The 18,154-nt window shown below is 39.8% G+C and carries 13 protein-coding genes and 1 tRNA gene; 6 read left to right on the top strand and 8 right to left on the bottom strand.

Annotated elements, in window-relative coordinates; all coding sequences use genetic code 11:
• Positions 1-10: 10 nt before the first annotated feature.
• The 8 genes from PQO03_RS09355 to PQO03_RS09320 all read right to left on the bottom strand — a co-directional run bounded on the left by PQO03_RS09355 (position 11) and on the right by PQO03_RS09320 (position 10,885).
• Positions 11-523 carry a hypothetical protein gene (locus PQO03_RS09355; protein WP_274149808.1) on the bottom strand — a complete coding sequence of 171 codons (513 nt, stop codon included), beginning with the start codon at positions 521-523 and terminating at the stop codon, positions 11-13.
• A 17-nt stretch (positions 524-540) separates the two neighbouring features.
• Positions 541-3,690: an efflux RND transporter permease subunit gene (locus tag PQO03_RS09350; protein ID WP_274149806.1), complete on the bottom strand. Its 3,150-nt coding sequence runs from the start codon at positions 3,688-3,690 to the stop codon at positions 541-543.
• A 13-nt stretch (positions 3,691-3,703) separates the two neighbouring features.
• Positions 3,704-5,407 (bottom strand): HlyD family efflux transporter periplasmic adaptor subunit, encoded by a 1,704-nt coding sequence (locus PQO03_RS09345; protein WP_274149804.1) that lies wholly within the window; start codon positions 5,405-5,407, stop codon positions 3,704-3,706.
• Entirely contained in the window at positions 5,404-6,765 is a 1,362-nt protein-coding gene (locus tag PQO03_RS09340; protein ID WP_274149802.1) for a TolC family protein, read from the bottom strand. Before PQO03_RS09340 ends, PQO03_RS09345 begins: the two co-directional genes overlap by 4 nt.
• 120 nt (positions 6,766-6,885) lie before the next feature.
• Positions 6,886-7,302, bottom strand: coding sequence for a hypothetical protein (locus PQO03_RS09335; RefSeq protein WP_274149800.1), 417 nt, complete (start codon positions 7,300-7,302; stop codon positions 6,886-6,888).
• A 171-nt stretch (positions 7,303-7,473) separates the two neighbouring features.
• Positions 7,474-8,769 (bottom strand): homoserine dehydrogenase, encoded by a 1,296-nt coding sequence (locus tag PQO03_RS09330; protein ID WP_274149798.1) that lies wholly within the window; start codon positions 8,767-8,769, stop codon positions 7,474-7,476.
• Positions 8,770-10,140: a threonine synthase gene (thrC, locus tag PQO03_RS09325; protein ID WP_274149796.1), complete on the bottom strand. Its 1,371-nt coding sequence runs from the start codon at positions 10,138-10,140 to the stop codon at positions 8,770-8,772.
• 253 nt (positions 10,141-10,393) lie between these two features.
• Positions 10,394-10,885 carry a GNAT family N-acetyltransferase gene (locus tag PQO03_RS09320; RefSeq protein WP_274149794.1) on the bottom strand — a complete coding sequence of 164 codons (492 nt, stop codon included), beginning with the start codon at positions 10,883-10,885 and terminating at the stop codon, positions 10,394-10,396.
• Positions 10,886-11,105: 220 nt separating this feature from the next.
• On the opposite strand from PQO03_RS09320, the gene PQO03_RS09315 reads away from it, so the two are divergent.
• From PQO03_RS09315 to PQO03_RS09290, 6 genes are all read left to right on the top strand, one after another.
• A tRNA-Tyr gene (locus PQO03_RS09315) sits at positions 11,106-11,187 on the top strand.
• A gap of 226 nt (positions 11,188-11,413) precedes the next feature.
• On the top strand, positions 11,414-12,097 hold the full coding sequence (locus PQO03_RS09310) for a type 1 glutamine amidotransferase domain-containing protein (RefSeq protein WP_274149792.1): 684 nt from the start codon (positions 11,414-11,416) through the stop codon (positions 12,095-12,097).
• A 9-nt stretch (positions 12,098-12,106) separates the two neighbouring features.
• Entirely contained in the window at positions 12,107-13,099 is a 993-nt protein-coding gene (locus PQO03_RS09305; protein ID WP_274149791.1) for an NAD(P)H-quinone oxidoreductase, read from the top strand.
• Between the two features lie 199 nt (positions 13,100-13,298).
• Entirely contained in the window at positions 13,299-14,072 is a 774-nt protein-coding gene (locus PQO03_RS09300; protein WP_274149790.1) for an SDR family NAD(P)-dependent oxidoreductase, read from the top strand.
• A 437-nt stretch (positions 14,073-14,509) separates the two neighbouring features.
• Entirely contained in the window at positions 14,510-16,807 is a 2,298-nt protein-coding gene (metE, locus tag PQO03_RS09295) for a 5-methyltetrahydropteroyltriglutamate--homocysteine S-methyltransferase (protein WP_274149788.1), read from the top strand.
• A 233-nt stretch (positions 16,808-17,040) separates the two neighbouring features.
• On the top strand, positions 17,041-18,000 hold the full coding sequence (locus PQO03_RS09290) for a transposase (RefSeq protein WP_274149786.1): 960 nt from the start codon (positions 17,041-17,043) through the stop codon (positions 17,998-18,000).
• Positions 18,001-18,154: the final 154 nt, after the last annotated feature.

Below are 18,154 nucleotides of genomic sequence, written 5' to 3'. Positions count from 1 at the left end.
AAGTTTCTACTTAATGGTGATCAATGAGATTCAATATATGGGATTTTCCATCAACTTTGATGGAGATTTGTCCGTGGATATGTGCTTTGAGTAAATCACTTTTGAGTTCAAAAGTAGAAGATTTTCCTTCGCTGTCGGCTTTTAAAGCAATGAATTTTAATTGCTTGCGACCCGATTTTAGTGCGAGATTTAAACGAGGTGCCTTTTCGATGGATTTCGGTGTTTTGCCATCGCTTTTAAAAAGCACGATTATGAATTCACCACTTTTTCCCATGTGAGCATACCAAAGTAAAGCAGAAGTTCCTACCTTGAGGGTTTCTCCGCCGTGGCCTGGATGAGGCTTGTGTTCACCATGATCATGATCGTCGTGTCCTTCGTGCTTATCATGATCATGCCCTTTGTGCTTATCATGGCCTTTATGTTCTTCATGTTTGCTATGGTCATGATCTTTGTGATCATCCTCAGCAAAAGAATTGTTCGCAAGACAGCTAAGCACCATTAAACAAGTGATTAATTTTTTCATATTTTTTCCTTTTGTTTTTATTTAAAATCGAAATCTATTTTTTCGGGATCGGCAGTCTTTTCAGCAGCTTTTTTCCCAAAGAGCCAAAACGCGGCAGGACTAACAATGAATTCGAGTATGGTACTCGAGATGAGTCCGCCGATAATTACCGTGGCAACTGGATAAAGAATTTCTTTACCAGGTTGGCCAGGAGCTAAGGCGAGGGGAATCAGTGCTATGCCACTAGTGAGCGCGGTCATAATGACTGGAACCATACGTTCTTGTCCTGCTTGGATAATTAATTCGGGAGTAAATTTAATTTGTTCTTTACGACATAAGTGAATGTAATGATCCAAGAGTAAAATCGCATTTCGGGCCGCAATACCCCCTAGAGAAATTAAACCAACTAGCGTTGCAACTGAGAGAGTTTGTTTGCTAATGGCTAAATAAGTGACGGCACCCAAAAAGGCCATGGGAATACTTATCATCACCTGTAGGCTGAGGTTAATAGACTTGAAATGCATATAGAGAATTAAAACCATGCAGAGTAAGGAGACAATACTGAGCAATAAAATTCGCTTTGTTGCTTTGCGTTGAGCTTCGAATTGGCCACTGATTCTTAAGGAATAACCCTTTAAGCCCTTGATGCGTTCACGCACCGATTCGAGTGCGACATCTACATCTGCAACGACTTCACCGAGAGAGCGCCCGGCGACATTATGTTGCACAATAATACGTCGACCAACATTCTCGTGCTTAATATTATTAGAACTCAAAGTTTGCTTCACATCAGCTAAATCGGCTAAACGAATGAGCTCACCATTATCTTTACGCACATAAAGATTGCGAATGTCGTCCAAGGATTGTCGATTTTCTTCTTTAAGTCGTAAAATGATCGGGTAAGTAAATTGACCTTGGATAAAGCGAGAGACTGTTTCCCCACCTAGTGATAGTTCGACAGTTTTACCCACATCATCCACACTTAAGCTATGTAAGGCGAGGCTATCACGTTTGGGTTCTATCGAAATATTGGGGATCAAGACTTGTGGCTCTACAATTAAGTCTTTGACGCCATCTACGGGCTTTAATACTTGCTCGACATCTTTTGCGAGAGAGCGTAAAATATTTAAATCAGGGCCAAATATTTTAACCGCGACTTGAGCTTTGACTCCTGAAAGCATAGCCGAAAGTAAATGCGCTAAGGGTTGATCAATCGCATAAGCGACACCAGGAAATTCAGCATCGATTTCTTGGCGGATTTCTGCAATGATATCTTCAGGTTGGCGTTCAACTTTGGGATCAAAGCTGATGATGATTTCGGAGGTATTTACTCCCTCCGCATGTTCATCTCCTTCGGATCGGCCCGTACGTCGAGTGACATTTTTAATGCCATTGATTCCAGTCAATAACTTCTCTAGACGTAAACCATAAGCATTAGAAGTATCGAGACCAGTATCTGGAGGAAGAACTAAGTTAACCTGCGCGACACCTTCATTAAAAGGAGGTAGGAATTGAGTCCCTCGCGTCAAGAGGAAAGCAATGCTGATACCAAGCGCTATAACGAGGAGAACTAAAACAGTTTTTGCGCGGCGAATACTAACAGCAATCACTTTCGCCACAATTACTTTGAGCGTACGTACCACGAAAGTCTCTTTATCCGAACTTTTTGAAAGTGAATTCGGAAGTAAAAAGTAACAAAGTACAGGTGTAACCGTCAAAGAAACAAAGAGAGAGGCTAGCACAGAGATAATATAAGATGCCCCGATAGGAGTAAATAATTTACCTTCCATTCCCGTTAGAAAAAATAAAGGGAGATAGACGACCATGACCAGTAAGGTGCCAATAACAATCGGTTTACGGACTTCTGATGAAGCTTTGAAAATAACGGATAAGGCATTTTCGCGTAAACTGATATCCTTGAGGTGATTTTCTTTTAATCTTCTAAAAACATTTTCAACATCTACAATGGCATCATCCACTAAGGCGCCAATTGCAACGGCAATACCTCCAAGAGTCATGGTGTTTATTGATACATCAAAAATGGAGAAGACGAGTACCGTCAAAGCCATGGATAAAGGAATGGCAGTGAGAGTAATAAAAGTAATTCGCCAATTCATCAAGAAGATAAAAAGGATAATCACCACCATAATGCCACCATCACGAACGGCTTCCATGACATTATCAATGGCGCGTTCAATAAAGATCGATTGCTTAAATAATTCAGTGTTTATTTCCAAATCACTATCAAGGCTTGAAGAGAGCATTTTCAGACGTTCTTCAATTTGCTCAGTGAGTTTGACTGTGTCGTAACCTGGTTGCTTCATGATAACCATTAAAACACCAGGAGTGCCATTGATGCCCGCTTCGCCAATTTTTATGGCGGATGGACCAAATTGTACTGTGGCAACATCTTTTAAAAGCACAGGGCGTAGATCATCGGCTTTGACGACAACCTTCTCTAAATCTTCTTTGCTTTTAATGAAGCCGCGCACAGTAATGGCGGGGGCTTTTGTCCCTAAATTAATAAATGCTCCGCTACTATTGGCGTTGTTTTTGGTAATGGCTGTTTCTACATCTAAGATGCTAACACCAAAGCTCCGTAGTTTTTCCGCATCAATAATGGCTTGTAATTGTTTGGCTGAACCGCCACCAATGATAACCTTCGAAACTCCTGGGATAGACAGTAGATCATATTTGATTTGATAATCAGCTAATGCGCGGATATCAGAAGGAGAGTGTTTGCCACTTTTACTATTGATACCGATAATTTGGATCTGGCCCATGATAGAGGATATCGGAGCCATAATTGGCTCAATACCTGCAGGCAAGCGAGATTTCGCGAGGGGGAGTTTCTCCATGACGATTTGTCGGTTGCGGTAGATATCGGTACCCCAAGCAAATTGAACTTTGATCACTGACAAACCTAAACCAGAAGTGGACATCACATTCTCAACTCCTGTGGCACCATTCAAAATCTGTTCCAGGGGAAGAGTGACAAGTTGTTCTACGTCTTCAGGCACCATTGCATGGGCTTCGGTCATGATGACAACTGTTGGTCGATTGAGGTCTGGAAGAACATCAATGGGCATGTCTTTAGCGATGAAAAACCCTGCTCCTGAAATGAGTAAAGCAGCGCAAACTACAAAAATCCTGTTCTTTAAGGCAAAAGAAATAATTTTGTTTAACATGATTTACTCCTTATTAGTGGTTGTGCCCAGCGTGGGGATCCACTGCTTGAGGAGTTCCTGAGATGAGAGCGAGTTCTAAAGCAAACGCTCCAGCAGTAACCATGGATTCTTCGGGAAGAAGTTCTGAGCCTTCACCAATAACGGCAACATCATTATCTTGGTAGACAACGATGACTTTTCGGCGAATAAATTCTTCATTTTCACGTACGAAAACGACTTTGTCAGCACCGTGTTCAAGCACAGCTTTAGCAGGTAGGACAATCACATCTTCGATTTTTTTAATTGGGACTTTAAGGGTGTACTTCATGCCCTCACGTAGGTTCCAGTTGCGATAGCTAACTTTGTTGAGAGTTTGCTGGCTGAGAATACTATTGTCACTAGGAAGCAATACGACGGGTAAGCCTTGGTCCTGACCCATGATCTTAGAGATTTTGAGGCCTGTTAGATCTATGGAACTATTTTTTATTAAAGGAGTCGCATTAATTGAGAATTGATTTTTAACGGCATTATTGATGAGGTTAAATTCTGAGCCACTAGGTTTGGCAGTCATGAGCATTTTACTGGGATCAATTAAAGTGAATAATACATCTCCACGCTTAACTATTTGTCCAGCCTTGATATTAATCTCTTTTAAATCCCATGAGTTTTTATTGATAGGGGCTTTGATTTTGATGATGCTATTGAGAGCTCCTAAATGATAGAGATTTTCAATGTCAGTTAAACTGTGGCCTTGCTGAAGAAAGCTGGCTATCTCGAGAAATGAATCTATGGCTTTAGGATTTTTGGAGAAAAAATCCACTAAGGTGTCATCAATAATTTCTTCAGCAGATAATTCTCCAATAGTGGCGATAATCCAGCGATTAGTTTTTTGTAATTTACTCATTTGCGAGAAAAGCTTTTCTGAACGTTTAGTCCAGATATTATTTTGCTTTAAGGCATTGAGCCAAAGCTTAGGACTTTGGACGAGTTCCTCTCCCGCTTCAAGTTTTGTGAGGGCACTTTCGCTTAAGCCGTGAAGTTTTAATTTGGCTCGATTGTTATCGAGTTCTTGTGTAGCTTTAGAGATCTCATAACGTAGGTCAATTAAATCTTTTTGAGGAACAATGGATAAACCATCACTACTTTCTTTGAATTTGTTTAATCTCTTGAGCTCAGTATTCAAAAGCTTTAGATTGCGCAAAGAAGAACGGAGTACCGCAATAGAATTATGGTACTCTTCTGAAGCAGGGCGTAAAATATCTTGTACGAGGTTTAATTGAGGTCGCTTAATGGGATCGCGTATGATTTCTACGAGAAGTGAACCAGATTCAATGAATTGTCCAGGCTCGAGCTGAAAGCTTTTGAGTCGCCCCGATAAGGGCGCATAAATAGGGAGGGTATTCAAAGGATGATTACTGATATACGCAGGGATAGGACTGAAGATCGTATAATCACTCGAATCAATTTCTTCAATCTTTATGCCCATATTCTGTATCGCTTGGGGAGAGATTTTTGAACTATTGCCATCATCGCTTTCTTTGTGATCATCCTCTTCGCCATGATTGTCAGAATCCCCGTGATCGTGACCTGCATGAGCATCAGCGGACTCATTGTGATTATCTGAATCTCCGTGATTATGACCAGCATGAGGATCTAGGTTTTTTTCAGCTTTTACTGTTTTATTGTCACAAGAAAAAAAGATTCCTAGTAGACTCAAAGTGATTAGAATTATTTTCATTTTGAAAGCTCCATTTTCTTGATTTCGAGTGTATTGATATCTGCTTGATTATTTGAACTCAAAGGAAAGCCGCAAAGCATTTCTAGTTGGATTTTTATTTGCCAGTGTTCAATTTCGTGAGCCACTACCTGTAGTTGCATTTTTTGGTGATCTTTGATCATGTCCATGTAGCGTAAAGCGTCAATAGTTCCGAGCTCCATCGCACGCTTAGCATCATTTAAGTTAGATTTAGATAAAGGCATCAGGACGTCTTGAAGAATATCGAGTTTCTGACTCGCAAGCATTTGTTGCTGGTAGATCTTCTTAAGTTCACTGATTTTTGAATTCATCGTCTCTTTATAAGTAATGAGCTTTTGTTCGCGCTGACTTAAGCTCAGGGCAATAGCCTGTTGATTGCGGTCAAAAATGGGGAGCTCAACAGAAAAGGGAATGGCATAAGTTCTTTTGCGTTCCCCAACTTCTTGATCCGCATCAAAGCCCACACTTAGATCGGGGTATTGTTTAGCTAATTCTAAGCGCAGTTCCGCATCGACTAAGTGAAAAGCCATTTCGGCGCGAGCAAGACTAGGATTATTGAGTATGAATTGTTGTTTCAGCTTCTGAAATTCAATATTCTGATCAACTGAGTTCAAAATCTCAAGTTGAAGGTTTTCGAGGATCCCTTCATCGATCACCAATAAATTTGAAAGTTCCGCTAAGTACTCCTTGGATTGCATAATTTGATCAAGTTTTTCTAAGCTGATTTCGCCTTGTTGAAGCTTAACTTCGGTTAGGCTTAGTTTGCTCGTCGAGCCAAAATCAAATAGTTTCTTAGTCGCATTTGCGGTTGTTTCTAAAGTTTTTTCTATCTTGTTTTGTAGTTTGATAGCTTTTTGTGATAAGCTATACGAAACATAGGCTTCTCGGAGCTCGAAATAGAGTTGGCGATGATTGAGGACTTGTTCATTATAAGCTCGTAGAGCAATGAGCTCATTGAGTTCATCATTTCTTCGTAGTCGTGGACCAAGAGGGATATTAAAAGCAATGCCGATAAAAGCTTGAGTGGAGCTAGAAGTCGTGTCTTCCAGGCGAGATCCTTTTGCGGGGCCCGCAGTTATTGTAGGATTAGCTAAAGGGGTTTTTAAGTTAGCGACTTCTTGTAGGCCTTTATATTGTTGACGAATTTGCTGAAGGCGCAAGTTATTTGTGTCCATGGCACTTGCGGCTTGCGCAAAAGTGAATGTTTCTAAGTCGATTTTTTTATTTCGTTGACTTTCGATTTCGCTCAAGATATCTTGAGGCTTGAGTTCAACGGGCTGATAACTTTGACATGAAATCAAAGTTGCTGTGGCCACGCCGAATAAGATGGTTTTTTTCATAATCTGATACCAATTTATCTTATACATAAAGTAAGAAAATCCATTGAAAAAATCAATAGATTGGGAGCTGGCTAAGCATTAAGAATGCTTAGAGGTATCAGTATTAAATAAGGACTTGAGTCACAGCAAGAATATGAAGGTGTGGGGGGGGATGCTCGGTTTCTGTAAAGGCCAGAAGAGCGTTGTTGGTATCTGGGTATTATTTTTATCAGTGAGTTTAAAATCAAAATGGTTAGTGATCTTAAATACGGTAGGAGCCAAGAAGTCATTTCTCTGATCAGATTCGAGTGATTGAATTTCTTGATCAGAACAATCGTTTGACTTTAGTTGAAGATTAGTACATTCAACACTCTCGCAAGAATCATGGTCTTGGTGCTCTTGAGTTTCTTCGGCGCAATCACATGAGCCATTGAAGCCTAATTCAAATTTCACTTCACCAGATTCTGACACACAAATGATTGAGTTTGCCGGCATAGCGCCAACAAAAGAAACCATTAAGCTACTTAAAAGTAGAAATATTTTGTGCTTTAGAGTCATGTAAAATCCATAATAAAGATGCTTGAAACCTAGTCCGAAAAGCACTTTGATCAAATGCGGGATATTTTTTTCTAAAAGAAAATATCGGTGTCTTAGATAGAATTGCTAGATATTTTGAGTCATGATTCTCTTAATAAACTGAAAGCATCAGTTTATTAAGACGATTTAGTTTTAGCCTTTAATAGGGTAAAGAATGACCTGGTGGCTTACGTATTCAGATGCTTGGATTTCAGCTACGGCTTGTTTCATAGCTTTCACTGAAACATGGTGAGTTTGGATCACGACAGGCTTGATACCTTCTGCACTCGCATCAGCTTTTTGATTTACCGAATTCATTGAAATATCGTAGTTACCGAGAATCAAGGCAACTTTGCCAAAAACAGCAGGGCAATCTTCGAGCATTAAACGCAAATAAAACTGTGAGCGCTGCTCTTCTTCAGGTATGAATTCTGCTTTGTCGGCAAAAATCATTTCTTGTTGCTGTCCGAGAGTTCCATTACAGGCTTGACTCGCTGCTTCGATGAGGTCAGCAAAAACTGAACTTGCGGTTGGCTTTTGGCCTGCACCTTGACCGTAAAGCATGGCAGGACCAAGCAGATCGCCTTCTAATTCAACGGCATTAAAAGCACCTTTGACATTAGCAAGTAGGCTATCTTCACGTACGAGCGTACATTCAGTCGTGAGTGAAACAGCCCCTTTCGAGTTTAGAGTATAGGATCCGAGAAGTTTAATACTATAACCAGATTCTTTTGCATATTGTATATCACTTAAGCTAATGCCACGGATACCTTTGATCTCAATAGCATCGGTACCAAACCATGTGCCATAAGCTAAGCTTGCAAGGATCGCCGTTTTTTGAGCTGTGTCATCACCATCAATATCGAGAGATGGATCGGCTTCTGCATAACCTAAATCAGTGGCTCCTTGGAGGGCGTCGTCAAAGGCTTCATCATTTTCTTGCATTTGAGTAAGGATATAGTTACAGGTACCATTAAGGATGCCAGAAATAGATGTGACATGATTGCCGGCTAAACTTTCTTTCAGAGCTTTGATAATGGGGATACCACCAGCAACGGCAGCTTCAAAGAAGATGGCGGTGTTGTTTTGACTAGCTAGAGCGAAGAGCTCATCACCATGAGCGGCAATTAAAGCTTTGTTTGCCGAAACAACTGCTTTACCATTCTTCAGTGCTTGAGTCACTAAATCATAAGCTAAAGTTGTTCCACCAATTAATTCTAGGACAATATCAATATCAGGATTATTAACGATAGAGAATGTATCAGTCGTAAGGAGAGATGAATCTACTTGGCAATCACGTTGTGCGTTGAGGTCACGCACGGCTACGCCGGCAATACTAAGGGAGTACTTATTTCTCTTTGCGAGCAGTTCTTTCGTTTCAGCAATGGCATTAACCAAGCCGCTGGCAACAGTTCCGAGGCCTAATAGACCGATTTTAATTTCTTTCATCTATGCATCCTCGAGAGTTTTTACGATGATTGATTTGATAGTTTCTGTATGAGCATCAGCTACTTGATATTTCATATCTTTTTCGCTAAGTGCATCTAAAATGGGGTGGTTTCCTAAAGCTTCGCCACAAGCAAGTTTGATGGATTCAGGGAATTTCCCAGAGTGGGCAGTAGCTAGGCAAACAATGCGTTCTTCAGGTGCAAGTAAATCGGCAACATAAACGCCGGTCGCAGTATGAGGATCCAAAACGTAGTTGGAATCATCGCTGTATTTTTTGATAGTAGCAAGAGTCATGTCTGTATCGCAGCGTTTGGCTTCGATGAGCTCACAGCTAAGGTCGTAGTGTAGTTCGCCATTTGCTTTGAATTCACCCATGAGCTCTCTCAGTTTTGTAGAATCTTGTCCGCAGCTATAAAAGAGGTAACGTTCAAAGTTACTCGCTAATTGAATATCCATGGATGGACTGACGCTGTGATGAACAGTGCCTTTCTTGTAGAGGCCTGTGTCGAAGGCGCGACATAAAACATCATTCTCGTTTGTCGCGAGATAAAGTTTCTTGATCGGCAAACCCATCTTTGAAGCTAAGTAACCAGCAAAAATATCACCAAAATTCCCTGTAGGAACAGAGAAACTAAGTGTTTCTTGATTGTTCTCAGTTGCTTGAAAGTAAGCATAGAAATAATAAACAGTTTGGGCGAGTAAGCGACCCCAGTTAACGGAGTTCACTGCACCTAAATCATACTGCTTTTTGAAATCTAGTTGATTGAAAATGTCTTTCATCATCGCTTGGCAATCATCGAAGCTACCTTCAACGGCAATGTTGTGAATGTTATTTTGATTCACAGTGCACATCTGAAGTGCCTGGATGCGGCTAGTACGATTATGGGGGTGCATAACAAAAACTTGTACTCGCTCAGAATCTTTAAGACCATAAATAGCGGCACTTCCGGTGTCGCCAGAAGTTGCAGCGAGGATATTGAGATTAAGGTCTCGTTTTTCTAAAATATAATCAAATACACGACCAAGAAATTGCAGGGCGATATCCTTGAATGCCAGAGTAGGGCCGTGAAATAGTTCGAGGATTAAGTTTTTTCCAACAGGTGCAAGGGGAGCAATATCTTCATGACGGAAAGAAGAATAAGCTTTTTCAATGATTTCTTTGAGATCATTTTCAGGGATATCATTAGCAAAAACGCTCATGATCTCAAAGGCTAATTCAGTATAACTTAAACCTCTCCAGCTTTCGAGCTTATCTGAAAAATCAGGGAGTTCAGTAGGTAAAAACAAGCCACCGTCTGGTGCTTGGCCAGTGAGGATAGCATCCATGAAGGAGAGTTCTTCAGTTTGACCGCGTGTACTTTTGTACTTCATCAAAAAATCCTTTTAGTTCTTGCTTCTGAATTAAATCAGACAGTTTTTTAATTTGTGTAAGCAGAGTTAATCAGCCTTAGTTAGGCTCTGTAGTCTAAGAAAACTATGCTTAAAAATGAATGTACCTATTGTAAAGAAGTATTGTTTTTTTTCCAGTTCTAGCATTAATATTCAAGTAAGTTGATAGCTTACCCGATCGTTTAACATTGAGCGAAATATGGAAGGTTCGTTACTTGAGGTGTTGAGCATCCGGTTAGAGATTTTTTTTCAATACAGTGAACTCAGTGTCATTCTCGCTGTGTTTTTCAAAGAATTGCCAATCAAGTTTTTGATAAAATTTTTCTTGATCTTCAGTTCTTAGATACAGTGTTTTATATTTTAATTTTTTTGCGACTAAACCAACGTATTCAATAATTTTTGTGCCGTAGCCCTTGCTACGCTGAGTTTCTAGTATGTACATTTGACTGAGCCAAGGTCCAATTTTTTTTTGTTCTGGTAGTACCTCGGCTACGAGCCGGCAAAAACCAATTAAGTCACCCTTATGGGTGGCAATGATAATCTTCGGGAAATGATTGCGGCTCCGCTTTTTCTTATGCCTTGTTTTTGCAAGTTGGTATTGGTCGATTAAATCCCACTTTAGTTGTAAATATAAGAAGTAATCAAACTCTTGATGGATCCATAGGGTTAAATGAAAACAGACGGATTCAAAATGTTTGTTATTTGGGCTGATAGTTTTAATTTTCATGACTATGTCTAGACCTTAAAGAATGATATGTCGAGTCATAAATTGTTAATAGCTTGAGTAATGCGCATATCGCTTATGTAGGAATGTGTAAAGTCAAATTTTGGTGAAGTTTCTTTAAGAGTCTTATAGGATTGATTTTTTGAGCAAAATTAAAGTTTAAAAGCGTTTTTTTGAGTTGAAGAATAGGTAAACTCATCTATAATTCAGCTCTCAAAACCCCGGTGGGGTTCCCGAGCGGTCAAAGGGAGCAGACTGTAAATCTGCCGGCTACGCCTTCGAAGGTTCGAATCCTTCCCCCACCACTTAGCGCTTCAGTTTACTGAAGCGCTTTTTTTTGATCTATATAAAAATTTCAATTAGAGCAAAGCTTAGATAGGCTAAACACACACTAATGGCTTCAGTTGATGTCTTGGGAAATATTTAACCGCATTTGTAGTAAGTATGAACTCCATTTTCTTGCATTGGAATTTTTTAGACCATAAGGTTTTGACAATTTCTTAAAATGACTATTAAACAAGGCTATATAACATGAATGTATTATTTGTAATGACTTCTCACGATCAACTTGGCGATACAGGTAGAAAAACCGGATTATGGGCGGAGGAATTTGCTGCGCCATATTATTTGCTATTGGATGCGGGTGTCAAAATTACTCTAGCAAGTCCTAAGGGAGGTCAAATCCCTATCGATCCCAGTAGTACAGTCGTCGATGCCCAAACAGATGCGACGCTCCGGCTCGACAAAGATGAAAAAACTCTGAAGATATTAGCCAATTCATGCTTACTTTCTGAAGTCAAGTCATCTGATTTTGATGCTGTTTTTTATCCTGGAGGCCATGGTCCTTTATGGGATTTAACTAATGATAAAAAATCTATTCAGCTAATTGAGGATTTTCTTCAAGAAGGGAAGCCAGTTGCTACGGTATGTCATGCGACTGCAGTTTTATTGAAGGTCAGTAAAAATGATGGTACTTCTTTCGTCAAGGATTGTAAGCTTACCGGCTTCAGTAATAGCGAAGAAGCGGCCGTAGGTTTGAGTGATATAGTCCCATTTCTCCTTGAAGATGAATTACTTGCTAAAGGTGCAAAATACGAAAAAAGAGAAGATTGGAGCTCTTTTACTCTACAAGATGGCCAATTGATTACAGGACAGAATCCAGGCTCGTCGATTGCTGTTGCAAAGCTACTTTTAAAAAAGTTAGAGGCTAAGTAGGTACACGATATGTCTGATGAGCTCATGCGCTGTATTGAGATAAAGGGAATGGGTGGTCCCGATGTGTTAAAAGAAACTGAGCGTCCACGGCCGAAACCCACAAAGGGTGAAATTCTTATAAAAGTCATGGCAGCAGGAGTCAATCGCCCTGATGTTCTTCAAAGGAAAGGTCTTTATAAACGTCCAGAGAACTCAAGTGATCTACCGGGACTAGAAGTTTCGGGGGAAATTGTAGAGATCGGTGAAGGAGTAGATGGTTTTTTGAAGGGAGATCATGTCTGTGCCTTATCTCCGGGAGGTGGTTATTCCGATTACTGTATAGTGCCATGTGAACAAGTTTTAACAATTCCCAAAGGATTGGATTTTATTCAAGCGGCAGCCCTTCCAGAAGTTTGCTTCACGATCTGGTATAATTTGTTCATCAAGGGGGCGCTCGCCAAAAATCAGAGCTTATTAATTCATGGAGGTAGCAGTGGGATTGGCACGATGGCAATTCAGCTGGCTAAGGCTTTAGGTATTAGTGTTTATGTTACTGCAGGGACAGCTGAGAAGTGTCAGGCTTGTCTTGAGCTTGGTGCGGATCTTGCTATAAATTATCGAGAACAGGATTTTGTTGAAATGATAGAGACAAAAACTGATGGTCTAGGTGTAAATATGATTCTGGATATGGTGGGAGCCGATTATGTGGCTAAAAACTTTTCGGCATTAGCCCAAGGTGGTCACTTAGTCAATATTTTCTTCTTAAATGGTAGTCGAGTTGATATAGACCTTATGCCCATTTTATCCAAAGGGCTTACGTTTACCGGATCTCTTCTTCGGCCCCAACCACTCGAGCTTAAAAAGAAAATTCGCGATGATTTGGAGCAATACGTTTGGCCTCTTATTGAGGCAGGCAAGATGGCTCCCGTTATCTATAAGACTTTTAGCTTAAACGAAGCATCTAAAGCGCATGAACTGATGGAGAGTAGTCGTCATATAGGTAAAATTATTTTAACATGTTAAATCTTAGTGAACAGGGCACTCAGGCTATCACTTACAGATATGATTTTTTTAATTTAAACGATGTGTGTAAGGTTTGGAGGCTAAATACATAATGTGAAGAAGTAAGAAGTGTATAAAGCAAAGATTATTACAGGTGAAACTGTGAGACGCATTGATTTGGAATAACTTATTTTTAATTATTAATAGAAAGGAAATAAAGATGAAAGATATGACGGGAAAGATCGCTTTAATTACGGGTTCTACTAAAGGGATTGGGCGAGCTATTGCAGAAGCGTTCGTCAAAGCAGGGGCGGATGTTATTGTTAATGGTCGCAATGCCACTGAAGTGGAGAAAGTTCGCACTGAGATGGGGGCAAAATACGGAGTCGCGGCAGATTTGAGTAGTGGCGAGGGTTGTAACAGCCTTATTGAGCAAGTTGATAAAATTGGCCCAGTAGAAATACTTATCAATAATACGGGCATTTTTGGCGTCAAAGATTTTTTTGAAAGCACGGATGAGGAATGGGAAAACTATTTTCAACTTAATGTGATGAGTGCAGTTCGCTTGAATCGTCAGTTTATGAAAGGGATGCTTGAAAGAAATTCGGGATCGGTAATTAATATAGCTAGTGAAGCTGGCTTTAAACCACTTCCACAAATGATTCATTATTCAGTTTCAAAAACAGCTCTTATTAGTCTTTCACGAGGTTTGGCAGAGATTACTAAAGGTACGGCAGTGACTGTCAATAGTCTACTTCCTGGTCCGACATGGACTGATGGTGTTGAAAAATATTTTGCAGGTTTAGCGGAAGAAGAGGGCAAAGATATGCAGGAAGTCATATCTTCTTATTTTGATGACCATGAACCAACATCACTCATCAAGCGTTTTGTCGATGTTAAGGAAGTTGCGGATGCGACGCTTTTCTTAGCCACCAATAAAGCAGTTAATGGTAGTGCCCTGCGTGTAGAGGGCGGTATTATCCGCAGCCTTTAGTTATTCGATTATCGAAGAGCTAGCTTTTAAATAAGCAATAAAGCCCACAGTTCCTAGAGCTGTGGGCTTTATGACGATTATCACATATTGACTGTTGGTGGTCGAAGATTATTTCAAAACCAACAAAGCCGAAGCGCAATTTTTTATTCCGTGGGCATTGCCGAAGGTTTAGTTATTTTTCTGGTCTGGCTAATGTAATAATTTTTTCTGAATAAGAGAATACTTAGCTTGATACATCTCAATATCCGGATATATAGATATATGACCTCTGGGTGGAATTGGGTGTAAATCCCAAGCTGACGCGCAACTGTAACTCGACATGGTGTTGAGAAGCCAGATCTTCCCTGATGAAACAATACGCGAATATGTTGTTCATTGAGCTGAAAAGCAGGATTTCCCAGGAGTCGTATTTAATAAATACGAAAAGGAAATAAAAGATGAAAGATTATAAAATAAATAACTTAGGCTTCCCAAGAATTGGAGCAGATCGCGAATTAAAAAAAGCTTTGGAGTTATTCTGGAGTGGATCCATAACAGAAATAGAACTGAAGTCCAAATCGGCTTTGTTACGGGAGCAGCATTGGGTAATTCAACAAGAAGCAGGAGTTGATTTGATTCCTAGTAACGACTTCTCTTATTATGATCAGGTATTGGATATGATATGTCTCTTGGGTTGTGTACCTGAGAGATTTAAAGAAGCAGGGCCAGTGGGTTTGGATACCTATTTTGAAATGGCACGTGGTCAACATTGCTGTGGCTCAGATCTCAGTGAGGGAACGAGAGCTCTGGAGATGACTAAGTGGTTTGATAGTAATTATCATTACTTGGTACCTGAACTAAATGAAACGACAGAATTTTCGATTAGGTCGACCAAAATTTTTGATGAGTATCAAGAGGCATTAGATTTGGGAATTAAAACTAAACCTGTTTTGATTGGTCCAGTTACTTTTTTGTTTTTAAGTAAAAGCTTTGATGGCAGTGATCGCTTTAGTTTACTCGAAAAACTATTGCCAGTCTATGGTGAAATATTACAAAGGCTTGAGCAAAAAGGAGCTGAGTGGATTCAGCTCGATGAACCTATTTTTAGTATGGATTTAGATGAAAATACAAAAAGATTATTGAAAAAATCTTATGAGTATTTATCGACTCAAGTAAGTCAAACTAAACTTTTAGTAGCCAATTACTTTGGTGATCTGGATAGTAATCTAGAAGAATTTGTGAGTTTGCCAGTTGATGGTTTACATGTGGACTTAGTGCGTGGAGTAAAGGATGTAAGCACTTTTTTTAAATCAGTAGATGATACCAAACTCATTTCTCTCGGTGTAGTGAATGGGCGTAATATTTGGAAGAATAATTATACCGATACACTTGAAATTATAGATCAATTTAAGCATCTAAAAAATCAGCTGTGTTTATCTCCTTCCTGTTCATTGCTTCATAGTCCCTATTCATTGAGGCCTGAGGATGATTTAGATGAAGAACTCAAGAGCTGGTTAGCCTTTTCCGAAGAAAAACTTCAGGAACTACAAGATTTAAAATTGATTCTCAGTGGCAAAGGAAATGCGTTACTCATAGCAAATCGTGAGCTCCATGAATCGAAAAAGCAGAATGAACGCTTGTTTAATAAACAAGTAAGAATTGCTAGCGAAGAGAGTCGTGGCGAAGAATTTTTGACACGTTCACCATTTAAAGAGCGTATTATTCAGCAAAATAAAAGCTTAAAGCTACCTCTCTTACCGACGACAACAATTGGTTCTTTTCCCCAAGATAAAGAATTGCGTCGCCAGCGTGCTTTGTTTAAAAAAGGTATAATTAACCATGAGCAATACGATTCTTTTATTGCAGGACAAATAGCAAAAGATGTCGCTTTACAAGAAAAAATTGGCTTAGATGTATTGGTACATGGCGAAGCGGAACGAAATGATATGGTTGAGTATTTCGGCGAAAAATTAGAAGGTTTTGCTTTTAGTAAAAAAGCGTGGGTTCAAAGTTACGGTAGTCGCTGTGTAAAACCACCAATATTATTTGGTGACGTCTCACGAAAAGTAGCAATGACCGTGCAATGGACGCAGTATGCCGCTAGTTTAACGACTAAACCAATGAAAGGCATGTTAACAGGTCCCGTGACAATTCTGCAATGGAGTTTCGTTCGTGAAGACTTGAGTCGTGAAGAAGTGACACGTCAGATAGCGCTGGCAATTCGTGAGGAGACTATAGATCTTGAGCATGCAGGGATACCTATTATTCAAATAGATGAACCTGCGATTAGAGAGGGCTTGCCACTGCGTGATCAGCAAAAAGCACTTTATTTGAAATGGGCAGTCGATGCGTTTCGCTTATCGGCAGCGGGTGTACAGAGTTCCACACAAATTCATACTCATATGTGCTATTCTGATTTTAATGAAATTATGGATTCAGTCGGACGTATGGATGCAGATGTTATTTCCATTGAGGCTTCGCGTTCAGATATGGAATTACTCGAAGTCTTTAAAGAGCAATGTTATCCTAATGAGATAGGACCGGGTGTTTACGATATTCATTCACCTCGCGTTCCTAGTGTTGAAGAGATATCACTGAAGATTAAAAGCATTCTTGATTACGTAGCCATTGAACAGGTTTGGATTAATCCTGACTGTGGTTTAAAGACCCGCGGCTTAGTGGAGGTCGAGGCGGCATTGCAAAATATGCAGTTGGCAACAGAGTCCGTACGTGCAGGCTTGCTACAATTAGCATAAACTAAATTTAAATTGGTCTCGAAATAAGTTTTGAGACCAATTTAATATTAAATCATGCATTGCTTCTGAAGCCCATGTTTTTGATAGGGAGTGTCAATTTTTTAGATACTGACGCCTTTGGTGAAGTAGTTAGAATACTTGATTTGTGACCTTATCATTAGTTTCAGAATCTACATTTTGCTTTTGCTTGGCTTGTGTTTTATATTCTCTGTACTTTGGAAAGGAGAAAAATCATGGCTCATAATCGAGTTAAAGAAAGTTGTTCGGATCAATCCGTTTATTATCTTGTGACAAATCGTATTGCTGGTGGTCGCATCTTGTTTCGAGATCAGGAAAAACATAAGCTCAAGGAGCTCTTATTTACGGGCTGTGCTAAGCTCAGTTATCAGGTGATTGATTATGTTTTTATGGACAATCATTTTCATTTATTGATTAAGATTCCGCCAACTTCTCAGATGGATGACGTGGCGCTTTTACAGCGTTATCGAGTTCATAAGCAAAACGATGAAATTAATTTCATTAGCAAAGAACAAAGGAATGATTTCAGAGAGAAAGTCCATGATATCTCCTTCATTATCGGAAACTTTGAGCAACGGTTCGTTCAGTGGTTTAACCGTGAACATAATTCTTGGGGTCGTCTCTTTGGTCAGCGATTTGATTCAGAAATGATTGAGGTTTCAGCTCAATCGGATTCTTTACTTCGGGTAATGGCTTACATTAGTCTTAATCCTGTGAGAGCGGGGATTGTTACTGATCCCCAAGATTTCTTTTTCTGTGGATATGCTGATCGCTTAGCTGGAGGAAGTGTTGGGAATTCAGATCATGACTTCTTTGATCTCTTTTGTCATGCTATTGAGGCAGGTAGTCTCAGGGACAAGCAAAAGCATTTCAGAGAGGTTTTTAGGGCTTACATGCTCGGTTTACGGCGTTATAAGAATGCAGATTCACAGACTCTGGCCGAATTCTTCAGGGAAGTGAATTTATCCGAGGAATTAGCCTGGGATGATCTTTTTATTCACAAATGTCGATTCTTCACTAAATGTTTGGTCATTGGCTCAGAAGCTTTTGTTCGGGAGAAGTTGCTTAAGTTCTCAGGGAAGATGCAATGGAAGAGAATTCATGAGCCTTACACTGAAGATGAATGGAATGATATTTATTCCCTCAAGCCCAAACGACGAGCCCCTTCGGGTTGAGCCTAACAAACTCGGAATTCTACAAAACATAAAATGAACTCAAGATAGCTTTCCAACTGTCTTGAATTCTTAGTTTTTCTTTTAGCGGATTTTGTACTCAATCGACTAATAATTTGATCAGTTTTCTTCTCCCATTAGCAGCTAAAAGAAAAAG

The sequence above is a fragment of the Lentisphaera profundi genome, from assembly GCF_028728065.1.
Classification (GTDB): Bacteria; Verrucomicrobiota; Lentisphaeria; order Lentisphaerales; family Lentisphaeraceae; genus Lentisphaera; species Lentisphaera profundi.
The sequence above is the reverse complement of the archived record's forward strand: the minus strand, read 5'-3'. Positions and strand labels throughout refer to the sequence as shown.

Coding starts and splice junctions, on each gene's coding strand:
- PQO03_RS09355 (WP_274149808.1), bottom strand. CDS start 523: ATGAAAAAATTAATCACTTGTTTAATGGTGCTTAGCTGTCTTGCGAAC.
- PQO03_RS09350 (WP_274149806.1), bottom strand. CDS start 3,690: ATGTTAAACAAAATTATTTCTTTTGCCTTAAAGAACAGGATTTTTGTA.
- PQO03_RS09345 (WP_274149804.1), bottom strand. CDS start 5,407: ATGAAAATAATTCTAATCACTTTGAGTCTACTAGGAATCTTTTTTTCT.
- PQO03_RS09340 (WP_274149802.1), bottom strand. CDS start 6,765: ATGAAAAAAACCATCTTATTCGGCGTGGCCACAGCAACTTTGATTTCA.
- PQO03_RS09335 (WP_274149800.1), bottom strand. CDS start 7,302: ATGACTCTAAAGCACAAAATATTTCTACTTTTAAGTAGCTTAATGGTT.
- PQO03_RS09330 (WP_274149798.1), bottom strand. CDS start 8,769: ATGAAAGAAATTAAAATCGGTCTATTAGGCCTCGGAACTGTTGCCAGC.
- thrC (WP_274149796.1), bottom strand. CDS start 10,140: ATGAAGTACAAAAGTACACGCGGTCAAACTGAAGAACTCTCCTTCATG.
- PQO03_RS09320 (WP_274149794.1), bottom strand. CDS start 10,885: ATGAAAATTAAAACTATCAGCCCAAATAACAAACATTTTGAATCCGTC.
- PQO03_RS09310 (WP_274149792.1), top strand. CDS start 11,414: ATGAATGTATTATTTGTAATGACTTCTCACGATCAACTTGGCGATACA.
- PQO03_RS09305 (WP_274149791.1), top strand. CDS start 12,107: ATGTCTGATGAGCTCATGCGCTGTATTGAGATAAAGGGAATGGGTGGT.
- PQO03_RS09300 (WP_274149790.1), top strand. CDS start 13,299: ATGAAAGATATGACGGGAAAGATCGCTTTAATTACGGGTTCTACTAAA.
- metE (WP_274149788.1), top strand. CDS start 14,510: ATGAAAGATTATAAAATAAATAACTTAGGCTTCCCAAGAATTGGAGCA.
- PQO03_RS09290 (WP_274149786.1), top strand. CDS start 17,041: ATGGCTCATAATCGAGTTAAAGAAAGTTGTTCGGATCAATCCGTTTAT.